This window comes from Micromonospora sp. DSM 45708 (assembly GCF_039566955.1).
In the GTDB taxonomy this organism is placed as follows: domain Bacteria; phylum Actinomycetota; class Actinomycetes; order Mycobacteriales; family Micromonosporaceae; genus Micromonospora.
In genome coordinates, this window is record NZ_CP154796.1 from 4,886,094 (window position 1) to 4,907,234 (window position 21,141).

General features: G+C 75.7%; 14 protein-coding genes. 4 read left to right on the forward strand and 10 right to left on the reverse strand.

The window, feature by feature from the left end:
- Positions 1–20: 20 nt before the first annotated feature.
- From VKK44_RS20755 to VKK44_RS20765, 3 genes are all read right to left on the reverse strand, one after another.
- The gene (locus VKK44_RS20755; protein ID WP_343442836.1) at positions 21–503 is read right to left on the reverse strand and encodes a Na(+)/H(+) antiporter subunit C; all 483 of its coding nucleotides are present in this window, start codon (positions 501–503) and stop codon (positions 21–23) included.
- Positions 500–3,331: a Na+/H+ antiporter subunit A gene (locus tag VKK44_RS20760; protein WP_343442837.1), complete on the reverse strand. Its 2,832-nt coding sequence runs from the start codon at positions 3,329–3,331 to the stop codon at positions 500–502. The genes VKK44_RS20755 and VKK44_RS20760 overlap by 4 nt, the downstream gene beginning before the upstream one ends.
- 213 nt (positions 3,332–3,544) lie before the next feature.
- Complete coding sequence (locus VKK44_RS20765) at positions 3,545–3,898, reverse strand: hypothetical protein (RefSeq protein WP_343442838.1); 354 nt, start codon at positions 3,896–3,898, stop codon at positions 3,545–3,547.
- A gap of 177 nt (positions 3,899–4,075) precedes the next feature.
- Between VKK44_RS20765 and VKK44_RS20770 the strand changes: the two genes are divergently transcribed.
- Together VKK44_RS20770 and VKK44_RS20775 are read left to right on the forward strand one after the other, a co-directional pair.
- Entirely contained in the window at positions 4,076–8,788 is a 4,713-nt protein-coding gene (locus VKK44_RS20770) for an Lhr family helicase (RefSeq protein ID WP_343442839.1), read from the forward strand.
- Positions 8,789–8,946: 158 nt separating this feature from the next.
- Entirely contained in the window at positions 8,947–9,759 is an 813-nt protein-coding gene (locus VKK44_RS20775) for an SAM hydrolase/SAM-dependent halogenase family protein (RefSeq protein ID WP_458351549.1), read from the forward strand.
- Positions 9,760–9,849: 90 nt separating this feature from the next.
- Here VKK44_RS20775 and VKK44_RS20780 read toward each other — a convergent pair whose 3' ends face one another.
- Positions 9,850–11,070 (reverse strand): hypothetical protein, encoded by a 1,221-nt coding sequence (locus VKK44_RS20780; protein WP_343442840.1) that lies wholly within the window; start codon positions 11,068–11,070, stop codon positions 9,850–9,852.
- A gap of 107 nt (positions 11,071–11,177) precedes the next feature.
- On the opposite strand from VKK44_RS20780, the gene VKK44_RS20785 reads away from it, so the two are divergent.
- Positions 11,178–11,969, forward strand: coding sequence for a DNA-formamidopyrimidine glycosylase family protein (locus tag VKK44_RS20785; RefSeq protein ID WP_343442841.1), 792 nt, complete (start codon positions 11,178–11,180; stop codon positions 11,967–11,969).
- Positions 11,970–12,139: 170 nt separating this feature from the next.
- Positions 12,140–15,772: a fibronectin type III domain-containing protein gene (locus VKK44_RS20790; RefSeq protein WP_343442842.1), complete on the forward strand. Its 3,633-nt coding sequence runs from the start codon at positions 12,140–12,142 to the stop codon at positions 15,770–15,772.
- 191 nt (positions 15,773–15,963) lie between these two features.
- Here the strand turns inward: VKK44_RS20790 and pspM are convergent, their stop codons facing one another.
- The 6 genes from pspM to rimO form a co-directional block, all read right to left on the reverse strand.
- On the reverse strand, positions 15,964–16,725 hold the full coding sequence (pspM, locus tag VKK44_RS20795; protein ID WP_343442843.1) for a phage shock envelope stress response protein PspM: 762 nt from the start codon (positions 16,723–16,725) through the stop codon (positions 15,964–15,966).
- A gap of 16 nt (positions 16,726–16,741) precedes the next feature.
- A complete protein-coding gene (locus VKK44_RS20800) occupies positions 16,742–17,593 on the reverse strand; it encodes a PspA/IM30 family protein (protein WP_343442844.1) in 852 nt (283 codons plus the stop codon).
- Positions 17,594–17,719: 126 nt separating this feature from the next.
- Positions 17,720–18,160, reverse strand: coding sequence for a helix-turn-helix domain-containing protein (locus tag VKK44_RS20805; protein WP_343442845.1), 441 nt, complete (start codon positions 18,158–18,160; stop codon positions 17,720–17,722).
- Positions 18,161–18,365: 205 nt separating this feature from the next.
- Positions 18,366–18,914: a CinA family protein gene (locus VKK44_RS20810; RefSeq protein ID WP_343442846.1), complete on the reverse strand. Its 549-nt coding sequence runs from the start codon at positions 18,912–18,914 to the stop codon at positions 18,366–18,368.
- A gap of 50 nt (positions 18,915–18,964) precedes the next feature.
- Positions 18,965–19,546 (reverse strand): CDP-diacylglycerol--glycerol-3-phosphate 3-phosphatidyltransferase, encoded by a 582-nt coding sequence (gene pgsA / locus VKK44_RS20815; RefSeq protein ID WP_343447838.1) that lies wholly within the window; start codon positions 19,544–19,546, stop codon positions 18,965–18,967.
- Positions 19,547–19,593: 47 nt separating this feature from the next.
- Entirely contained in the window at positions 19,594–21,096 is a 1,503-nt protein-coding gene (gene rimO, locus VKK44_RS20820; RefSeq protein WP_343442847.1) for a 30S ribosomal protein S12 methylthiotransferase RimO, read from the reverse strand.
- Positions 21,097–21,141 lie beyond the last annotated feature (45 nt).

Here is a 21,141-nt window from a genome sequence, read left to right on the forward strand (position 1 = left end):
GCGGGGCTCGCAAGACCGGCTCACTCCTCGCGCTCATACGAGCCCTCGTCCCGGCGCAGCCGGCGGCGGGCCGGCTCCGGGTCGACCTGTTCCGGGTCGCGGTCCGGGCCGTCGCCGCCGAGGTCCGCGGTGGCCACCTCGTTGCGTTCGGCGAGCCGGACGGTCTGCCGGTCCTCCAGGTCGTCCTGCACCTCGTCGTCGCCGCTGGTGTACCAGCTCCGGTAGGCGACCGCGAGCAGGAAGGCGGTCAAGCCGAACGTGATCACCACGGCGGTGAGCACCATGGCCTGCGGCAGGGCGTCGCTCATGTCGCCGACCGGCGCGGTACCGACCAGCGGGGCGGCACCGGACCGCCCGCCGAGCAGGATGAGCAGGTTCACCCCGTTGCCGAGCAGGATGACGCCGAGCAGGATCCGGGTCAGGCTGCGTTCCAGCAGCAGCGTGACGCCGGTGGCGACGAGCACCCCGACCGCCAGCACCAGCACCAGCGTCGGCCCGGTCACGCGCCCGGCCCCTCACGCCGTACCGCCAGGCCGCGGCCCGGCTCGCCGGCCGCCTCGATGTGCCGGTCCACCTCGGCGCCCAGGCTGCGCAGGATGTCCAGCACCAGCCCGACCACCACCAGGTAGACACCGATGTCGAAGAAGAGCGACGTGACCAGGTAGAGGTGGCCGAGCAGCGGCAGCCACAGGTCCACCTTCACGCTCTGGAGCACCTCGCCGGTGAGCAGCAGGCCGAGCACGCCGCTGCCGACCGAGACCGCCAGCCCCGCGCCGAGCACCATGCCCGCGCCGACCGGCGCGGCCTCGGCCAGCTCGTACCGCCCGCCGGCCAGGTAGCGCAGCGTCAACGCGAGGCCGGCGACCAGCCCGCCGGAGAAGCCGCCGCCGGGCGCGTTGTGCCCGGAGAAGAGCAGGAACAGCGAGAAGAGCAGCACGGTGTGGAAGATCAGCCGGGTGACCACCTCGAACACGATCGACCGCCGCCGCTCGTGCAGCGTCTGCCCGCCGCGCAGCCAGACCGTGCGCCCCGGGCGCGGCACTTCCGGGCGGGGGCGGCGCGGGCGCGGCCCGGTGCGGGAGCGCTCGAAGATCAGGCTGGCCACCCCGGTCGCGGTCACCACGAGCACCGAGATCTCACCCATGGTGTCCCACGCCCGGATGTCCACGAGCGTCACGTTGACCACGTTGCGGCCGTACCCCTGCGCGACCGCGAGGTCCGGGAACGCCGCGGAGATCGACGGCGCCCGGCGGGCACCGGCCGCGGCCAGCGCCAGACCGGCCATCACCAGGCCGGCGGCGACCCCGATGCCCCGCCGCAGCCACCGGCTGCGGCGCAGCGGACGGGCCGAGAAGCGTTCCGGCAGCCGCCGCAGCACCAGTACGAAGACGGCGATGGTGGCGGTCTCCACCAGGAACTGGGTGAGCGCCAGGTCCGGCGCGCCGTAGAGGACGAACATCATCGCGGTGCCGTAGCCGGTCACGCCGACCAGCAGCATGGCGGTGAGCCGGCGGCGCGCGCCCACCGCGAGCACCGCGGCGACCGCGATCACCACGCACACCACCAGCTGGGTCGGGTTGTCCCAGGTCGCCAGCTCGACCCGCCACGGCGCGGTGGCCACCATCGCCCCGCCCGGCACGAACACCAGGACGAGCAGCACGGTGCCGAGGTACTGCGGCAGCGAACCCCGCTGGGTGACGCCGGTGACCTCGATGGCGAGCCGGTCGAACCGGTGGATCACCCACTCGTACCCCTGGCTGCCGGAGACCGGCGAGCGCAGCCGGGCCAGCGCGGGGGCGAGCGGGCCGCGGGCCAGGTGCAGCAGCACGCCGCCGGCCAGCACCAGGGCGGAGAGGCCGAGCGCCACGCTGGGTCCGTGCCAGAGCGCCAGGTGCTCCTCCACCGGGCCGAACAGCTCGGCGTACGGTTCGAACAGGCCGCCCACCCAGCCGGCGGCCAGGCCGGCGGCGAGCCCGGCCCCGGCCAGCAGCGCCGGCGGGACGAGCATCACCACTGGTGGCCGGTCCAGCACGGTGTCCGGAACCCCGGGCCGGGTGCCGAACGCGCCCCACAGGAAGCGGATGCTGTAGCCCACCGTCAACGCGCTGCCGGCGACCAGCACCACCAGCACCCACGGCCGGTCGGTGAACGCGGCGAGCACCCCTTCCTTGGCCACGAAGCCGAGCAGCGGCGGGACGCCGGCCATCGACGCGGCGGCCAGCACGGCGACGGTGGCCAGCAACGGCGCGGCCCGTCCCACGCCGGACAGGTCCCGCAGGTCCCGGCTGCCGGCGCTGTGGTCGAGGATGCCGACGACGAGGAAGAGCGCGGCCTTGAACAGCGCGTGCGCCGCCAGCAGGGCGACGCCGGCCAGGGCCGCGGCCGGGGTGCCCGCCCCGAGCGCCACCGCCAGCAGCCCGAGCTGGCTGACCGTCCCGTACGCCAGCAGCAGCTTCAGGTCGCTCTGCCGCAGCGCCGCCCATCCGCCGCCGACGAGCGTGACCAGCCCGGCGACCACGGTGACCGGCCGCCATGGCCCGGCCGGGGCGAGCGCCGGGCCGAGCAGCCCGATCAGGAAGACGCCGGCCTTGACCATCGCCGCCGCGTGCAGGTACGCGCTGACCGGCGTCGGCGCCGCCATCGCCACCGGCAGCCAGGCGTTGAACGGGAACACCGCGGACTTGGCCAGCGCGCCCACCAGGACGAGCAGCACGGCGGTGGCCAGGTATCCGCCGCCGGGCAGCGGCGCGGCGGCCACCGCCGACCAGCGGTAGCTCCCGGCGTGGTGACCGAGCAGCAGGAACCCGACCAGCATGGCCAGCCCGCCCAGCGTGGTGACGGTGAGCGCCTGGGCGGCGGCCCACCGGCTGGCCCGGCGTTCGGTGCTGTGCCCGATCAGCAGGTAGGAGAAGACGGTGGTCAGCTCCCAGAAGACATAGAGCAGCAGCAGGTTGTCGGCGACGACGAGGCCCAGCATCGCGCCGGCGAAGGCGACCAGCACGGCGGCGAACCGGGCCAGGCCCGCCGCGCCGGGCGGGAAGTAGCGGGCGGAGTAGACAAGCACCAGCGCGCCGACGCCGCCGACCAGCAGCATCATCAGCCAGGACAGCGTGGTGACCCGCAGCGCCACGTCGAGCTTCAGCTGCGCGATCCAGGGGTACGTCTCGACCACCGCGCCGCCGTGGCGTACCGCGCCGGTGTGCGCCACCGCCCAGCCGGCCGTCGCCGCCGGGCCGAGCGCCAGCAGCAGGCAGGCACGCGGTCCCCACCTGCGGACCAGCAGCGGGGCGAGCAGCGCCGCCACCAGGTGCAGGATCAGCAGGACGAGCACACGCACTCCCGGTCGCGGTGACAGCGCGCGGGGGCACGCTGCGGGTACGACCGATCACACGCCACTTCCCCACCCGCCGCGCCGTTTTCCCCGAAACCCACTCCCCCCGCCCCCGCTTGCGGTGATCAAGGAGTTCGCGTCGATGGAGGCGCGGACCGGTGACGCCAACTCCTTGATCAGCCGGCGAGAGGTGGGGTGGGGCGGGGCGGGGGGTCAGGGGAAGCGGGCCGGGTTTCGGCGGGGGTCGCCGGGCTGGGCCGGGTGGTTGAGCTGGCGGGCGGCCCGGTCCACCACGCGCTGGGCGGCGGCGAGGGAGCGGACCGGGAGCCGGGCGTCGCGGCTCTCCCGGCGCAGGACGAAGTAGTGCACCGCGGCGCGGACCAGCGCGCGGTCGGCGGCGCTGGAACGGGCGGTGGCGACGACCAGCTCCCGCAGGCGCTCGGCCAGCTCCTCGGCCAGCTCCAGCTCCGGGCCGTGCAGACCGGCGCGGAGCGAGGCGAGCCTGCTGTCGACCTTGCGGATGAGCACGTCGGTGCCGGGCCGAGAGCCTCGCTCCTCAACGGTCATCCACGCCTCCACCCGCGCCACGTTGCGAGTGAAGTTACTTTATGTTGCATGGCGCAAGCAAGCAGTTAAGTAAGACTTAACGCTACAAATCGCTTATTCGTCGCGTCAATTGTCCGCCCGGGACAGAACCACCCCGTCGACGGGCCGGATGTCGTACCGGCGCGGCAGGATGGTGCCGTGGCGGACGAGGTGACCCCGGCGGACGGGGTGCTGGCGGAGTTCGGCGCGGCGACCCGGGAGTGGTTCACCGCGGCGTTCGCCGCGCCCACGCCGGCCCAGGAGGGCGCCTGGCACGCGATCGCCGCCGGTCACCACGCGCTCGTGGTCGCCCCGACCGGCTCCGGCAAGACGCTCGCGGCGTTCCTCTGGTCGCTCGACCGGCTGGGCAAGGAGCCACCGCCGGCCGACCCGCGGCGACGGTGCCGGGTGCTCTACGTCAGCCCGCTCAAGGCGCTCGCCGTCGACGTGGAGCGCAACCTGCGGACCCCGCTCATCGGCATCCGTCAGGCCGCCACCCGGCTCGCGCTCGCCCCGCCCGACATCACCGTCGGCATGCGCACCGGCGACACCCCGGCCGACGAGCGGCGGGCTTTCGCCCGCACCCCGCCGGACGTCCTCATCACCACGCCCGAGTCGCTGTTCCTGCTGCTCACCTCCGCCGCCCGCGACTCGCTGCGGGGGATCGACACGGTGATCGTCGACGAGGTGCACGCGGTGGCCGGCACGAAGCGCGGCGCCCACCTGGCCCTCTCCCTGGAACGCCTCGACGCGCTGCTCGACCGGCCCGCCCAACGGATCGGGCTCTCCGCCACGGTGCGCCCGATCGACGTCTGCGCCCGCTTCCTCGGCGGCGCCCGCCCGGTCGACGTGGTGCAACCGCCGGCCGACAAGACCATCGAGGTCAGCGTCCAGGTCCCGGTGGAGGACATGACCCGCCTCGACGAGCAGGAGCCCCCGGCGGACGAGCTGGGCGGGCTCGGCCCGCGCCGGCCCTCGATCTGGCCGGCCGTCGAGGAGCGGGTGCTCGCGTTGATCCGCGCGCACCGGTCCACCATCGTCTTCACCAACTCCCGGCGCGGCGCCGAACGCCTCTGCGCCCGGCTCAACGAGCTGGCCGCCGAGGAGACGGAGGCGGCGTCCGCCCCGGCGGGCAGCCGCGTGGCCCGGGGCGGGGAGCCGGTGCGCGTATCCGATCTCCTGCCCGGCGCGGACGGCCCGCCGGCCGGCGACGGCGGCCCCGCCGACGCACCGGGCCCGACGGCCCGGTCCGGGTCGGACGCGTTCGGCGGGCCGGTCGGGCCGGTGCGCGCGCCCCGGCAGCCGGCCGAGGTGATGGCCCAGTCCGGGGCCGCGACCGGCGCGCCGCCGGTGATCGCCCGGGCGCACCACGGCAGCGTCTCCCGGGAGGAGCGCAAGCACATCGAGGAGGCGCTCAAGTCCGGTCAGCTCCCCGCCGTGGTCGCCACCTCCAGCCTGGAGCTGGGCATCGACATGGGCGCGGTCGACCTGGTGGTGCAGATCGAGGCGCCGCCCAGCGTCGCGGCCGGGCTGCAACGGGTGGGCCGGGCCGGGCACCAGGTCGGCGCCGTCTCCCGTGGCGTGGTCTTCCCCAAGCACCGCGGCGACCTGCTCTCCTGCACGGTGGTCGCCGAGCGGATGGGAGTGGGTGCGATCGAGGAGCTGCACTACCCGCGCAACCCGCTCGACGTGCTGGCCCAGCAGATCGTCGCGATGGTGGCGCTGGAGCCGTGGCCGCTCGGCGACCTGGCGGTGCTGGTCCGCCGCGCGGCGCCCTTCGCCGAGCTGCCCGACTCGGCGCTGCACGCGGTGCTCGACATGCTCTCCGGCCGCTACCCGTCCACCGCCTTCGCCGAGCTGCGCCCCCGGCTGGTCTGGGACCGGGCCACCGACGTGCTGACCGGCCGGCCCGGCGCCCAGCGACTCGCCGTGACCAGCGGCGGCACCATTCCCGACCGGGGGCTGTTCGGCGTCTTCCTGGCCGGGGCCGAGCGGGCCGCGCGGGTCGGCGAGCTGGACGAGGAGATGGTCTACGAGTCCCGCGTCGGCGACGTGTTCCTGCTCGGCTCGTCCTCCTGGCGCATCGAGGAGATCACCCCCGACCGGGTGCTGGTCTCCCCCGCGCCGGGTCAGGCCGCCCGGATGCCGTTCTGGAAGGGCGACCAGCTCGGCCGGCCGGTCGAGCTGGGCCGCGCGATCGGCGCCCGGGTCCGCGCGCTGCTGCGGCAGTCCGACGCCGACGCGGTGGCGGCGCTGCGCGCCGGCGGGCTGGACGACTGGGCCGCCGGCAACCTGATGAACTACCTGCGCGAGCAGAAGGCGGCCACCCGGTCGCTGCCCGACGACCGGACGGTGGTGGTCGAGCGGTTCCGCGACGAGCTGGGCGACTGGCGGCTCGCCGTGCACTCGGTGCTCGGGGCCCGCGTCAACGGCCCGTGGGCGCTCGCCATCGGCCGCCGGCTGGCCGAACGCTACGGCGTGGACGCCCAGGTCATGCCCTCCGACGACGGCATCGTGGTGCGGCTGCCGGACACCGCCGAGGAGCCGCCCGGCGCCGACGTGGTGGTCTTCGAGCCGGACGAGATCGCCCAGCTCGTCGAGGAGTCGGTCGGCACGTCGGCGCTGTTCGCCGCCCGGTTCCGCGAGTGCGCGGCCCGGTCGTTGCTGCTGCCCCGCCGCGACCCGCGCCGCCGGCAGCCGCTCTGGGCGCAACGTCAGCGCGCCGCCCAACTGCTCGACGTGGCCCGCGAGTACGCCGACTTCCCGGTCACCCTGGAGGCCGCCCGGGAATGCCTCCAGGACGTCTTCGACCAGCCGGCCCTGGGCGGGCTGATGCGCGACCTGGCCGCCCGCAGGGTGCGCCTGGTCGAGGTGGAGTCCGAACGCCCGTCCCCGTTCGCCCGGTCGCTGCTGTTCGGCTACGTCGGCGCGTTCCTCTACGAGGGCGACGCGCCGCTGGCCGAGCGGCGGGCCGCCGCGCTCGCGCTCGACTCCGGGCTGCTCGGCGAGCTGCTCGGCCGGGTCGACCTGCGGGAGCTGCTCGACCCGGCGGTGCTCGCCGAGACCGAGCGGCAGTTGCGCTGGCGCACCGAGCAGCGGCGGCCCCGCGACGCCGAGGACGTGGTCGAGCTGCTCCGGGTGGTCGGCGACCTGAGCCCGGCCGAGCTGGCCGAGCGCGGGGTGCCGGAGGCGTGGCCGGTGGAGCTGGCGGCGGCCCGCCGGGTGCTGCGGGTCCGGATCGCCGGCGAGGACCGCTGGGTGATCGTCGAGGACGCGGCCCGGCTGCGCGACGCGCTCGGGGTGGCGCTGCCGGTGGGGGTCGCCGAGGCCCACCTCACGCCGGTGGCCGACCCGCTCGGTGACCTGGTCGCCCGCTACGCGCGCACCCACGGCCCGTTCGCGGCGGCCACCTGCGCCGCCCGGTTCGGGCTCGGGGTGTTCGTGGTCGAGCAGGCGCTGCGCCGGCTCGCGGCGAACGGTCGGGTGGTCTCCGGCGAGTTCGCGCCGGACAGCGTGGGCACGCAGTGGTGCGACGCGGAGGTGCTGCGCCTGCTGCGCCGCCGCTCCCTGGCGGCGCTGCGCCGGGAGATCGAGCCGGTGCCGCCCCGGGCGCTGGCCGCGTTCCTGCCCCGCTGGCAGCAGGTCGGCTCGTCGGCCCGGGGCATCGAGGCGGTCGGCGCGGCCGTCGAGCAGTTGCAGGGCACGACCGTGCCGGCGTCCGCGTTGGAGCGTCTGGTGCTGCCGGCCCGGGTCGCGGACTACTCGCCGGCCCAGCTCGACGAGCTGTGCGCCAGCGGCGAGCTGGTCTGGGCCGGCGCCGGGGCGATCTCCGGCGGCGACGGGTGGGTGACGCTGGCGTACGCCGACGTCGCGCCGCTGCTGCTGCCCCCGCCGGACGAGGCACTGACGCTCACCCCGCTGCACGGGTCCGTGCTCGACGCGCTCGGCGACGGGCAGGCGCTGTTCTTCCGTTCGCTCTCCGACCGGGTCGGTGCCATCGACGACGCCGCGCTGTCGGCCGCCGTGTGGGACCTGGTCTGGGCCGGTCACCTCACCAACGACACGCTCGCCCCGCTGCGTGCCGCGCTGGGCGCGGGCGGGGCGCACCGGTCCCGGCCGACGGCGCCGCGCACCCGTTACCGTCGCCCGGGTCGGGTGGCGCTGCCCAGCCGGGGCGGCCCGCCCACCATGGCCGGTCGCTGGTCCCGGCTGCCGGAACGCGACCTGGACCCGACCCGTCGGGCCGCCGCCCTCGCCGACCTGCTGCTGGAACGACACGGCGTGGTGACCCGGGGCGCGGTGGTGGCGGAGCAGGTGACCGGCGGGTTCGCGGGGGTCTACCCGGTGCTGTCCGCGCTGGAGGAGCGCGGGGCGGCCCGGCGCGGCTACTTCGTCGAGGGCCTGGGCGCCGCCCAGTTCGCGGTGCCCGGCGCGGTCGACCGGATCCGCGCGTTGGCCGACGACAGCCGGGAGCGGGGCGGCCCGACCGTAGTGCTGGCCGCCACCGATCCGGCGAATCCGTACGGCGCGGCGCTGCCCTGGCCGGAGCGGGTCGTCGACTCGGGTGACGGGGCGGCACCCGCCACCGGTCACCGGGCCGGGCGCAAGGCGGGCGCGCTCGTGGTGCTGGTCGGCGGTGAGCTGGTGCTCTACGTCGAGCGGGGCGGGCGGACGATCCTGTCGTTCGCCGACGACACCGACACGTTGGGCACGGCCGGCAAGGCGCTCGCGGACGTGGTGCACTCCGGCGCGCTCGGCGCGATCTCGGTGGAGCGCGCCGACGGCGAGGCGGTGCACTCCTCCCCGCTGCGCGACGCGCTCACCGCGGCCGGGTTCCGGGCCACCCCGCGCGGCCTGCGCCTGCGCGGCTGATCCGCCCCCCGGACCGGCCGGCACCGCACGACTGGCTCAGCACGGACCGGCCGGCGGCACTGCCGGCTCCCGTTGCGTACCGGGCGGCACCGCACGGCCACGGCGGGAGGGCGGGGCGACGTCTCGCTAGGGTGGCCGGAGACGACGAGGAGGAGCCGATGGCGAGTCATCCGGACTGCCCACCGGTGGCGCGCCGGCCGTGCGTCTCGCTGACCACGGACTACGGGCTGGCGGACGGTTTCGTCGCGGCCTGCCACGGGGTGCTCGCGCGGCTCGCGCCGACCGCCCGGGTGATCGACGTGACGCACCTGGTGCCGCCGGGCGACGTCCGCCGGGGCGCTGCGGTGCTGGCGCAGACGGTGCCGTACCTGCCGGTCGGGGTGCACGTCGGGGTGGTCGATCCGGGGGTCGGCACCGAACGTCGCGGCATCGCGCTGGCCACGCCCGGCGGGTTGTTGGTCGGGCCGGACAACGGCCTGCTCCTGCCCGCGGCGGAGGCGCTCGGCGGGGTGACCGCCGCCGTGGAGCTGACCAACCCGGCGTGGCTGGCACCAACCGTGTCCCGCACCTTCCACGGGCGGGACGTGTTCGTGCCGGTGGCCGCCCGGCTGGCGCTCGGCGCGCCGCCGGCCGGGGCCGGGCCGGCCGTCGACCCGGGTACCCTGGTCCGGCTGCTGGAGCCGGTCGTCCGGGTGGAGGCCGCCGGGTTCGACGCCGAGGTGCTCACCGTCGACCACTTCGGCAATGTCCAGCTCGCCGCGGCGGGCCCGCTGCTCGACGGCCTGCCGTCCCGGGTGCTGGTGAACGGGCGCGCGGCCGTGCACGGCCGCACGTTCGGCGACGCGGAGCCCGGCGGGCTGGTCGTCCACGTCGACTCGGCCGGCCTGGTGGCCGTGGCCGTGCACACCGGTCGCGCCGCCGACGTCCTCACCCTCTCCCCCGGCGACCTGGTCACCGTCACCGCTCCCTGACCCCCGCGATCTTGCAGTTCCTGCCCGGACAGAAGCCGTGAAAGCCGCGCCGGACGGGCCGCAAGTGCAAGATCGCCGGGGAGTGCGGGGTCAGCAGCGGGGGACGGTGCCGCCGTAGACCGAGGACAGGTACGCGTAGCTGACGTAGGTGCCGCCGACCAGGCGGTACCACCTGGTCGTGGTGCGGTAGGTGCCGGCGATCCGCTGGCCGGTCAGGTAACACTGGACCGGCACCAGCGCGTGGGTGGCGGCCAGGCCCCGGCTCGGGTACGACGTGCCCGGCCCGGTGCGCAGGATCAGCGGCCCGGAGCCAACCACCGCCCGCGCCCCGCCCCCGGTCCAGAGCAGGGTCACGTCCACCCACGCGTTGTCGGTGAGCCGCAGTCCGTCCCAGAACGTGCCGTCGGCCAGGTCCAGCCCGGCCGGGTTGCGTACGGTGCGCCCGAACTGGTCCCGCCCGCCGTGGTAGCCGTCCTCGTAGGCGGCCTGCGCCTCGGGCCGGCCCTGCGGCAGGTCGCGCCAGTTCTCCCGGACGGTCGGCGGGTTCCACCAGTCGTCCCGGGTGTTCCACGGGCCGACGTCCCAGACCGGCGCGTACTCGCAGCGGCTGCCGCTGGTGGTGCAGACCTTGACGGTGTAGTCGCCGGTGTCCCGGGGGGAGAGACCGCGCCGGGTGGGCAGCGCCGCGAAGTGGTCCCGGGCGCCGACGACGTGCCCGTTGGCGGTGACGCCGCCGACCAGGCCGATCCGGGTCGCGTACGCCCGGTAGGTGCGCGGGGTGGTGGACTGGGTCGCGGTGGTGGTGACCCGGTCGGCGGTGAGCGTCAGGTCGGTCACGGTGGCCTCGGCGGCGTCGCCCGGCGTGGTCAGCACGACGCGTGCCTGGACCCGGGTGACCGGCTGGTCGAAGACGGCCTCGGTGGCGTCGCGCCACTCGGTCCAGCCACCGGTCCGCCAGCCGCGTACCTGGGCCGCCGCGGTGCCGCCGTCGCCGGTGCGGGCGGCGAGCCGGGCGCGTACCCGGGTGGCGGGCCGGTCCAGCGCGCGCGGCGCGGAGAGCAGGATGCCCTCGGCGACCGGGCCGGACGCGGCGGCGGGGCGGGTGCGGGCGGCCGGGCGGGGGTCGGCCAGCCGCAGGCGGCCGGCGCGCCAGGTGACGTTGACGTCGTCGCCACCGGCGACGGCGAGGTCGGCGGACCAGCGTTCGGGGCCGGCGGCGCGGGCCGGCGCGGCCGACGCGGCGGCGGGCAGGCCGGCGGTGGCGGTGAGCAGGACGGTCAGGGCGACGACGGTACGACGGGCTCGGGCCATGGGATTCTCCTCAGAACCCCCTGATCCTGTCCCTTATCGCACCGGAAGAGAATATAGGTGCAAATAGCGAAACATGCGAGTTCCTTTCGGTAGGCGACAATGGAGGGGTGCCCGAAGGTGACACCGTCTGGAACACCGCCCGCGTCCTGCACCGCGCGTTGGCCGGGGCCCGTCTCACCGGGTCGGACCTCCGCGTGCCGCAGCTCGCCACCACCGACCTGACCGGCTGGACCGTCCGCGAGTCGGCCAGCCGCGGCAAGCACCTGCTGCTGCGCCTCGCCGGCCCGGCCGGCGAGGACCGGACGCTGCACTCGCACCTGCGGATGGACGGCGCGTGGCGGGCGTACGCCCCGGGCGAGCGGTGGTCGGCCCGGCCGGCGCACCTGATCCGGGTGGTGCTGCGCTCCCCCGGCGCGGTCGCGGTCGGCTACCACCTGCACGAGCTGGCGCTGATCCCGACCGCCGAGGAGGAGTCGCTGGTCGGCCACCTCGGCCCGGACCTGCTCGGCCCGGACTGGGACCCGGCCGAGGCGGTCCGCCGGCTGGCCGCGCACCCGGAGCAGAGCATCGGCGAGGCGCTGCTCGACCAGCGCAACCTGGCCGGCGTGGGCAACCTCTACAAGTGCGAGGTGCTGTTCCTGCGCGGGGTGTCGCCGTGGACGCCGGTGCGCGCGGTGCCCGACCTGGCCGGCACCGTCGCGCTCGCCCAGCGCCTGCTGGCGGCGAACCGGGGCCGCTGGACGCAGAGCACCACCGGGGTGCTGCGCCGGGGTGGGACCAGTTACGTCTACGGCCGCCGGGCCCAGCCGTGCCGGCGCTGCGGCACGGCGATCCGCAAGGAGGAACTGGGCGATCGGGTCACCTACTGGTGCCCGGTCTGCCAGCCGGAGCGGGCGTGACGTGGAACTTCCACCAACCGCCTAAGATCACCCGAGATACGGACGATTGGGTACTTCCCTCCCGCCCGTCCGGCGTCGCATGCTGCGGTGGACCGCTCACCGATCGTCAGCAGCGCGTACGCCCGCCACGCCGGGGTGACGGCCGGCGCGCCCCGATCCCGGGGAGAGCCATGGTGCTGTTCCGCAGACTCCGGCCCGGCCGGCCGGACCGGGCCGCCACGGTCGCCGAGGAGACCGCGCCCACCGTCCCGACCGCCCGCGCCGCCGACGAGAAGCCCGCCGACCCGGCCACGCCGACCGGAGCCGCCTACGCCAGCCTGGACCCGGGCGGTGTGCCGCGCCTGTTCGGCCCGGTGCCGAACACCGCCGGCAGCCCGCTGCCCACACTCGACCCGGCCGGCCGGCCGGTGCCCGGAACCGGCCTGCGCAAGTTCGTCGACCCGCTGCCGCTGCCCGGCCGGCCGCCCACCGCCGGGCTCGGCGCCCGGCTGCCGGTCGCGGTGCCGGACACCATCACCTGGCCGGGCTGCGACTACTACGAGATCGGCCTCCAGGAGTACGCGCAGCGCCTGCACCGGGACCTGCCGGCCACCCGGCTGCGCGGCTACCGCCAGCTCAACCTGGGCACCGACGCGGCCGGCCACAACACGGTGAGCCCGCCCGACCGGCCCTGGCACCTCGGGCCGATGATCATGGCCCGGCGCGGCCGGCCGGTCCGGATCAAGTTCATCAACCAGCTCCCCACCGGCCGCGCCGGCGAGCTGTTCCTGCCGGTCGACGAGACGGTCGACGGGGCCGGGACCGGGCCGCTGGACGGACCCGCGCCGTACCCGCAGAACCGGGCCGTGCCGCACCTGGCCGGGGCGCGGACCGCCTGGATCAGCGCCGGCAACCCGTGGCAGTGGGTGACCCCGGCCGGCGAGATCACCCCGTATCCGGTCGGGGTGGGGGTGACGCCGGTGCCGGACATGCCGGCGCCCGGCGCGGGCGCCACCACGCTCTACTTCCCGAACGACCAGAGCGGCCGGCTGATGTGGCTGCACGACAACACGCTCGGCCTGTCCCGGCTCACCGTCTACTCCGGGCAGATCGCGCTCTACCTGCTCACCGACCCGGCCGAGGAACGCCTCGTCGACGACGGCGTGCTGCCCGCCGACCAGCTCCCGCTGGTGATCGAGGACAAGACGTTCGTGCCCGACGACGCCCAGCTCGCCGCGCAGGACCCGACCTGGGACCGGGACCGCTGGGGCGCCAAGGGCAGCCTCTGGCACCCGCACGTCTACCAGCCCCGGCAGAACCCGTACCGGATCAGCGGCACCAACCCGACCGGCCGCTGGGACTACGGGCCGTGGACCCACGACCCGGACGGCGGGGCGAGTCCCTGGGTCGCCCCGGTGCCGAACCCGCACCACGACCCGGTCGCCGACCCCGACGAGCCACCGCTGGTCCCGGGCGTGCCGCACCCCTCGGCGGTCCCCGAGGCGTACGGGGACACGCCGCTGGTAAACGGCGTCGCGTACCCGTACCTGGAGGTCGAGCCGCGGGCGTACCGGTTCCGGATCCTGAACGCCTGCGCGGACCGGGCGCTCAACCTCCAGCTCTACCGGGCCGCCTCGGACGGGCCGATGTGGACGCCGGACGGCGACGCGGCCGACCCGCGCGCCGGCGAGGTGCCGATGGTCGAGGCGGTACGCGTGCCGGGGCGGCCGGCGTACTGGCCGGTGGACGGGCGCGACGGCGGCGTGCCCGACCCGGCCGCGGCCGGGCCGGAGCTGATCCAGATCGGCAACGAGGGCGGCCTGCTCCCGGCGCCGGTGGTGCTGGCGAACCGGCCGGTCGGCTACCGCTACGACCGGCAGGACCCGACCGTGCTCAACGTGGACGGCCACACGCTGCTGCTCGCGCCCGGCGAACGCGCCGACGTGGTGGTGGACTTCTCCACCGTGCCGCCGGGCCGCACGCTGATCCTCTACAACGACTGCCCGGCCCCGCTGCCCCGCTTCGATCCGCGCTACGACCACCACACCGGCGCCACCGACCGCACCGGCGTGGGCGGCCTGCCACCGGCCCACCCCGGCTACGGCCCGAACACGCGCACGCTGCTCCAGATCCGGGTGGTCGGCAGCCCGGCGCCCCGCTACGACAGGCGGCGGCTCGCCGCCCGGCTGCCCGGCGCGTACGCGCAGAGCCAGTCGCCGCCGATCGTGCCGCAGCCGGCGTACGACCCGGCGTTCGGCACCCGTACCGCCGGCCCGACGCTGGTTCCGGCGCACGCCTCCTCGGTCACGTTCGTCCCGGCCGGCGGGTCCGGCCCGGTCACGCTGCCGCTGGCGGTGAAGTCGGTCGGGCAGGTGTTCGAGCCCCGGCACGGCCGGGCGGTGGGACGGCTCGGGGTCGGCCACCCGCTCGCCGGGCCGCTCGCCCCGACCGTGCTGCCGCTCGGCCCGGCCGACCCGGTCACCGAGGAGCTGTTCGTGACCGACCCGACCGTGCCGGTGGGCGCGCCGGCGGACGGCACCCAGCTCTGGCGGATCGTCGGCGACGCCGACCGGACCCATCCGGTGCACGTCGAGGGCGTCGACGTGCAGTTGGTCAACCGGGTCGGCTGGGACGGCGCGCTCCGCCCGCCGGAGGAGGGCGAGCTGGGCTGGAAGGACACCGTCCGGGTCAACCCGCGGGAGGACGTGGTGGTGGCGTTGCGCCCGGTCGCGCCCGGCCTGCCGTTCACGATCGGCGACAGCGTCCGGCTGCTCGATCCGAGCCGGCCGGCCGGCGCGCGGCTGGACACGGGCCCGGTCAGTCCGGTCGACGGCCGGCCCGCGACGGTGGTCAACCAGGTGGTCAACCTGGGTTGGGAGTACCGCTGGCACACGCGCTCGGCGGGCCTGCGTGACCAGGGCATGAGCCGGCCGTTGGTGCTGCGGGTGACGCCCCGGGCACCCACCGGCCTGACCGCCACGCCGGTGCCCGGCTCGGCCACCGCGCTGCCCGCCATCGCGCTCACCTGGACCGGCAACGGCAGCCGCCCGCCGGCCACCAGTCATCGGCTGCAACGCGCCACCGACAGCGCCTTCACCACCGGCCGCACCGAGATCACCGTGGCCGCCACCGCGACCCGGTACACGGACGCGACCGTCACCCCCGGCGTCACGTACCACTACCGGATCCGCGCCGAGAACGCGGCGAGCTGCTCCACCTGGTCGAACGACGCGCCGGCCGCGGTGCGGCTGACCGCGCCGTCCCGGCTGACCGCTGCGGTGCCGCCGGCCGCCCCGCTGCGGGTGGCGTTGCGCTGGGCGAACCACTCCTTCGCCACCGGGGTGGACGTGCAGCGGGCCACCAACCCGACATTCACCAGCGGGCCGGGCACCACGGCGATCACCGTGGGTGAGGCCCACCTGGACCCGGCCGTCGCCCCGGACACCACGTACTACTACCGGGTACGCACCACGTACCTCGGCGCGGCGTCACCCTGGTCGACGGTGGCGACGGTGACCACGCCGCCCCGGCCGGCCGCGCCCACCGGGGTCTCCGCCACCGCCGGCGCGCCGGCCCCGGACACCACCACGGTGACGCTGAGCTGGTCGGCGGCGACGCCGGTCGGGCCGGGCGCCGGCTTCGTCGTCGAACGCGCCGCCGACGCCGGCTTCACCCGGGAACCGGCGACGTTCCGCGTCACCGGCCGCGGCTTCACCAACACCGCCCTGCCGCCCGGCGTCACCTACTACTACCGGGTCCGCGCGACGAACATCGTCGGCGTCTCCCCCTGGACCCCCCCGATCCAGATCACCACCCCCACCTGACCCCCCACCCCCGCCCCGTGATCATGAAGTTGACGGCACGACCCGAGATCAACACCGCCGCCAACCTCATGATCGCCGGGCGCGGGCCACATGGCCCGGGTCGGTGATCAAGGAGTTGGAGTCGCCGACTCCGCCTCTCGCGGACGCGAACTCCTTGATCATCCGGCAGGGGCGGGGGCGGGGGCGGGGGGTTAGGGGGTTCTGAGGGGGGTGCGGAGTTCGGCCAGGGCGGAGGCGACGCCGTGCAGGAGGTCGGTGGCCTCGGTGAGGCGGGCGGCGGCCGGGTGGTGGGTGTCGGGGCGGGCGTCCTCGGCGACATAGCCGGCGGCGGCCACCACCAGCCGCTCGTAGGCCGCCACCCCGTCCTCCAGTTGGGCGACGAGCGTGGCGTGCACGTCGGCGAGCGGCCCGCGCGGGGCGAGCTTCAGCGCGCGTTCCACGCCGGCCACCCGCCCGGCCAGCTCACGCAGGGAGTGGTCCGCCTCGGCGGCCTCCCGGACCGCCGGCTCGGCCAGCCCGGTCAGCCGGCCGGCCAGCCCGCCCAGGGTGAGCGCGGCCCGGTCCAGGCGGGCCCACGGCTCGGCCGCGGAGGTGCCGCGCAGCGCGAGCCGGGACCGGACCCGGCGTACCTCGGCGAGGACGCCGGGACCCACGGGCAGCCGCTCGACGGCGGCGACCAGCCGGGCCCGGGAGCGGGCGGCGGCCTCGGCCGGGTCGAGCGCCGGCGGGGCCGGCACCGCCGCGAGCGCCCGGTGGTCGATCCAGCGCCAGGCGGCCACCGCGACCGCGCTGCCCGCGGCGCCGACCCAGGCCGCGTCCGGCAGGCCCAGGCCGGCGTACGGGGTGAGCACCGCGGCGGCGCCGCCGAGCCCACCGGCCAGCACGCTCCACCGCCGCGCCGAACGACGCAGCTTGGCCAGTTGCCGGAAGTGTCGCGTCCGCTCGTCCGCCATCGCTCTCCCTCGTCCGTCAGCCGGTGGTGCTCTCCCCGGCGCCGCGATCCCGGCTCATGCTGGCCCGGATCTCGTCCAGCCGGGCGGCGGCGGCCGGGTCGGCCGGCTGCCCCACGGCGGGACGCTGCTGCTGGCCGCCGAGCTGCTCGCCGGCCATGCTCGACCGGATCTGTTCCAGTCTGGCCGACCCGGCCGAGTCGAGCGTCGCCTTCTGGATCTCCAGCATCCGGCCCTCGACCGAGTTGCCGGCCAGCTCGGCCCGGCCCATGGCGGTGGCGTAGCGGCGCTCGATCCGGTCCCGCACCTCGTCCAGGGACGGGGTGCTGGCCGGCGCAGTGAGCGACGACATCGACTCCAGCGAGCGGGCCACGCTCTCCTGCATCTTGGCCTGCTCCAGCTGGCTGAGCAGCTTGGTGCGCTCGGCGAGCTTCTGCTGGAGGATCATCGAGTTGTTCTCGACCGCCTTGCGGGCCTGTGCCGCCGCGCCGAGCGCCTGGTCGTGCAGCGTCTTGAGGTCCTCCAGCGCCTGCTCACCGGAGACGAGCTGGGTGGCGAGCAACTGGGCGGACTGCTCGTAGCGCCCGGCCTCGGCCTCGTCGCCCCGGCCCCGGGCCTGGTCGGCCAGCGCGAGCGCCTGCCGCGCGTTGCCCTGGAGCTGCTCCACCTCGGTCATCTGCCGGGACAGCTTCATCTCCAGTTGGCGCTGGTTGCCGATCACCGCCGCCGCCTGCTGGACCAGCGCCTGGTGCTGCCGCTGGGCCTCCTCGACCGCCTGCTGGATCTGCACCTTCGGATCGGCGTGCTCGTCGATCTTCGCGCCGAAGAGCGCCATCAGGTATTTCCAACCCTTGACGAACGGGTTCGCCATCTCCGCCTCGTCCCCTCAGTAGTGTCGCGCCTACATCGTTCCAGTCGGACACCACTCCGGCACCCGTACGACCTGATCAACACTACGACGCACGCGCCACCGGCGACCATCGCGCGGACCGGCCGGTCAGGCGGCGCAGACCACGTCCCGCTCGGCGGGGCGCACGCGGGTGCTGCGCAGCGTCGCCTTGAGCGGCGAATCCTGCCGGACCTGGACAGCCACCGCACCGTCGGTGGTGACCTGCCGGACACCCCGGTTGGTGGCCTTGCGCACGGCGGGCGGGGCCACCGGCGTCGACTCGCCACCCACCGGCACCAGCACGCCGGGCATCTGCTCGGCCAGGGCGACCGTGTCGCTCACCTCGCGCAGCAGCTCGGACAGGCGCGCGCCGAGCGCGTCGCAGATGGCAGCCAGCAGCTCGCTGGAGGGCTCCTTCTGGCCGCGCTCGATCTCGGAGAGGTAACCGAGGCTGACGTTGGCAGCGGACGAGACCTCGCGGAGGGTGCGGTGCTGCCCCTGCCGGCGCGCCCGCAGTGCGTCACCGATCACCCGGCGTAGCAGGACCATCGCACCTCCCCTGACGGGACACCTGTCCGGCCGGACCGCGCCGCGCCGGTGACGGCGGGCCGCCCCGGCGCCGGCGTCGCCCGCCGGAGCCTTCCCGCAACCGTACCCGTTGACCGCCACGACGACATCCCACCCCGCCTCTCCAATCCTGTGCAGAACGCCGTTCCGGCGACCCCGCGGCCGGGCGCGTCGACGGTGGGACGGCTCACCGCCGGCCGGCGCCCGCCGGGTCGGCGACCCCGGCGTCGTCGGTGACCGGAATGTGCTCGGCGAGCAGGCGCAGCGCCTCGATCACCGCGGCCGAGCGGATGTGGTCCCGGCCGCCGTCGAGGTCGAGCCGGCGTACGTCGCTGCCGGTCGGGCCGGCGACCGCCACGTAGACCAGGCCGACCGGCTTGCCGTCCTGCGGCTCCGGCCCGGCCACACCGGTGGCGGCCAGCCCCCAGTCCGCGCCGCAGCGCTGCCGCCCGCCCTCGGCGAGCGCGACGGCCACGTCCGGGTCGACCGGCCCGCGCGCCGCCAGCAGGTTCTCCGGCACGCCGGCCAGCACCGCCTTCAGCTCGGTGGCGTAGACCACGAGACCGCCCCGGTAGATCGAGCTGACGCCGGCGATCTCCACGATCGCGGCGGCGAGCAGCCCGCCGGTCAGCGACTCGACAGTGGCCAGCGTCTGGCCGCACTCGTGCAGGCGGTGCACCACGGAGGCCGCCGGACTGCCGGCGGGCCGCTGGTGTCGCGCGTCGGTGTCTCCCATGACCGCCCCTTCTTCCCGCGTCGTGCCGGCTTACTCGCCGGCTGCCCGGATCAACGCCCGGGGCGACGCAGCCGCAGCGCCTGGGCGACGTAGTCGAAGCCGGTGGCGACGGTGACCACCACGGCGGCGCCCATGATCCAGGGGCCGACCGGGGCCAGCGCCGCCGGCATCGGCCAGAGGTACCAGGTGATGGCCAGGATCTGCAACGCAGTCTTGATCTTGCCGCCCCGGCTGGCCGCGATCACCCCGTGCCGGATCACCCAGAAGCGCAGCGCGGTGATGCCCAGCTCCCGGACCAGGATCACCACGGTCACCCACCAGGGCAGCCGGTCGTACCAGGAGAGCAGCACCAGCGCCGCGCCGGTGAGCGCCTTGTCGGCGATCGGGTCGGCGACCTTGCCCAGCGACGTGACCAGCCCGAACCGCCTGGCGATCCAGCCGTCCACCAGGTCCGTCGCCGAGGCCACCACGAAGATCAGACAGGCCGCCGTCCGCCAGCCGGCGTGGCTCATCCCGGACGCGACCACGGTGACCGCGAAGACCGGCACCAGCACCAGCCGCGCCGCGGTCAGCAGGTTGGCCGCGTTGAGCAGCGGCACGGGGGCAGCCACCGTCGACTCCGCCCCGGTCATGTCCGGCATCGCCCCACGTGGCTTCCCCGCTCCGTCCGGGCCCGCCGTCACCGTGCCGCGCCGGGCGCCGCCGAGATCATCTCATCCGGCACGGCGATCAGGTCGACGCCCTCGGTCGCCGTCACCCGGGCCCGCACCAGGTCACCCGGGCGCAGCGCGGCCAGGTCCACCCCGCCGCCGTCCGGCGCGACGAGCGTGGTCGACCCGTCGACCTCGGGCGCCTGGTGGGCGGCCCGGCCCTCGACCACGCCGTCGGCGATCGAGTCCACCAGCACCTCCAGCGTCGAGCCGAGCCGCTCCTCGGCCCGCTGGGAGCACAGCTCGTCGGCGAGCGCGCTGAGCTTGTCGTACCGGCGCTTGACGGTGGCGGCGGAGACCTTGCCGGGCAGCCCGGCGGCCTCGGTGCCGTCCTCGTCGCTGTAGTCGAACATGCCGATCGCGTCCAGCCGCGCCTCGGTCAGGAACCGGACCAGCTCGGCCACGTCCTGCTTCGTCTCGCCGGGGAAGCCGACGATGAAGTTGCTCCGCGCACCGGCCTCCGGCGCCAGCGCCCGGGCGGAGGCGAGCAGCTCCAGGAACCGGTCGGTGGAGCCGAACCGGCGCATCCGGCGCAGCACCGGCTCGCTGGAGTGCTGGAACGACAGGTCGAAGTACGCCGCCACGCCGGGCGTGGTGGCGATCACCTCGACCAGGCCGGGCCGGGTCTCGGCCGGCTGGAGGTAGCTGGCCCGCACCCGCACGATCCCGTCGATCGCGGCGAGCTGCGGCAGCAGCTTCTCCAGCGCGCGCGGGTCGCCCAGGTCCTTGCCGTAGGACGTCGAGTTCTCGCTGACCAGCACCAGCTCCCGGACGCCGGTCTTGGCCAGCCACTCGGCCTCGGCGAGCAGCTCGTCCGGGGTACGCGAGACGAACGCCCCACGGAACGCCGGGATGGCACAGAACGCGCAGCGCCGGTCGCAGCCGCTGGCCAGCTTCAGCGAGGCCACCGGGCCGGTGTCGAGCCGGTGCCGCAGCACCTGCCGCAGGTGCGCCGGGGTGTGCGCGTCGGTCTCCGGCGCGACCCGGGTCGGCGTGCCGTGCCCGGGCAGCGACACCGCCGCCTCGCGGCGCTTCACCGGCGTCAGCGGCAGCAGCTCGCGCCGGTCGCGCGGGGTGTGCGCGGAGATCGCCTCGCCGGCCACCACGGCGTCGAGCCGGGCGGCGATGTCCGGGTAGTCGTCGAAACTGAGCACCGCCTGCGCCTCGGGCAGACTGTCGGCCAGCTCACGTCCGTACCGCTCGGCCATGCAGCCGGCGGCGACCACCTTGGCGCCGGTGTCGGCGGCGGCCAGCAGCGTCTGGATCGAGTCCTGCTTCGCCTTCTCCACGAAGCCGCAGGTGTTCACCACCACCACGTCGGCGCCCTCACCGTCGGTGCTCACCTGCCAACCGTCGGCGTGCAGCCTGGCGGCCAACTCCTCCGAGTCGACCTCGTTGCGGGCGCAGCCCAGGGTCAGCAGGGCGACCCGGCGCCCGTCAGATTGCGGAGAGGAGGAGGCAGCAGACACCATCCGAGGGTACAGGTGCAAGGAAGGGCCCCTTGTTGACGCCTGCGG

Bases quoted from the DNA above. Each gene is read 5' to 3' on its own strand.
- VKK44_RS20765 (WP_343442838.1), bottom strand. From the start codon at position 3,898: ATGACCGTTGAGGAGCGAGGCTCTCGGCCCGGCACCGACGTGCTCATC.
- VKK44_RS20775 (WP_458351549.1), top strand. From the start codon at position 8,947: ATGGCGAGTCATCCGGACTGCCCACCGGTGGCGCGCCGGCCGTGCGTC.
- VKK44_RS20780 (WP_343442840.1), bottom strand. From the start codon at position 11,070: ATGGCCCGAGCCCGTCGTACCGTCGTCGCCCTGACCGTCCTGCTCACC.
- VKK44_RS20790 (WP_343442842.1), top strand. From the start codon at position 12,140: ATGGTGCTGTTCCGCAGACTCCGGCCCGGCCGGCCGGACCGGGCCGCC.
- pspM (WP_343442843.1), bottom strand. From the start codon at position 16,725: ATGGCGGACGAGCGGACGCGACACTTCCGGCAACTGGCCAAGCTGCGT.
- VKK44_RS20800 (WP_343442844.1), bottom strand. From the start codon at position 17,593: ATGGCGAACCCGTTCGTCAAGGGTTGGAAATACCTGATGGCGCTCTTC.
- VKK44_RS20805 (WP_343442845.1), bottom strand. From the start codon at position 18,160: ATGGTCCTGCTACGCCGGGTGATCGGTGACGCACTGCGGGCGCGCCGG.
- VKK44_RS20810 (WP_343442846.1), bottom strand. From the start codon at position 18,914: ATGGGAGACACCGACGCGCGACACCAGCGGCCCGCCGGCAGTCCGGCG.
- pgsA (WP_343447838.1), bottom strand. From the start codon at position 19,546: ATGACCGGGGCGGAGTCGACGGTGGCTGCCCCCGTGCCGCTGCTCAAC.
- rimO (WP_343442847.1), bottom strand. From the start codon at position 21,096: ATGGTGTCTGCTGCCTCCTCCTCTCCGCAATCTGACGGGCGCCGGGTC.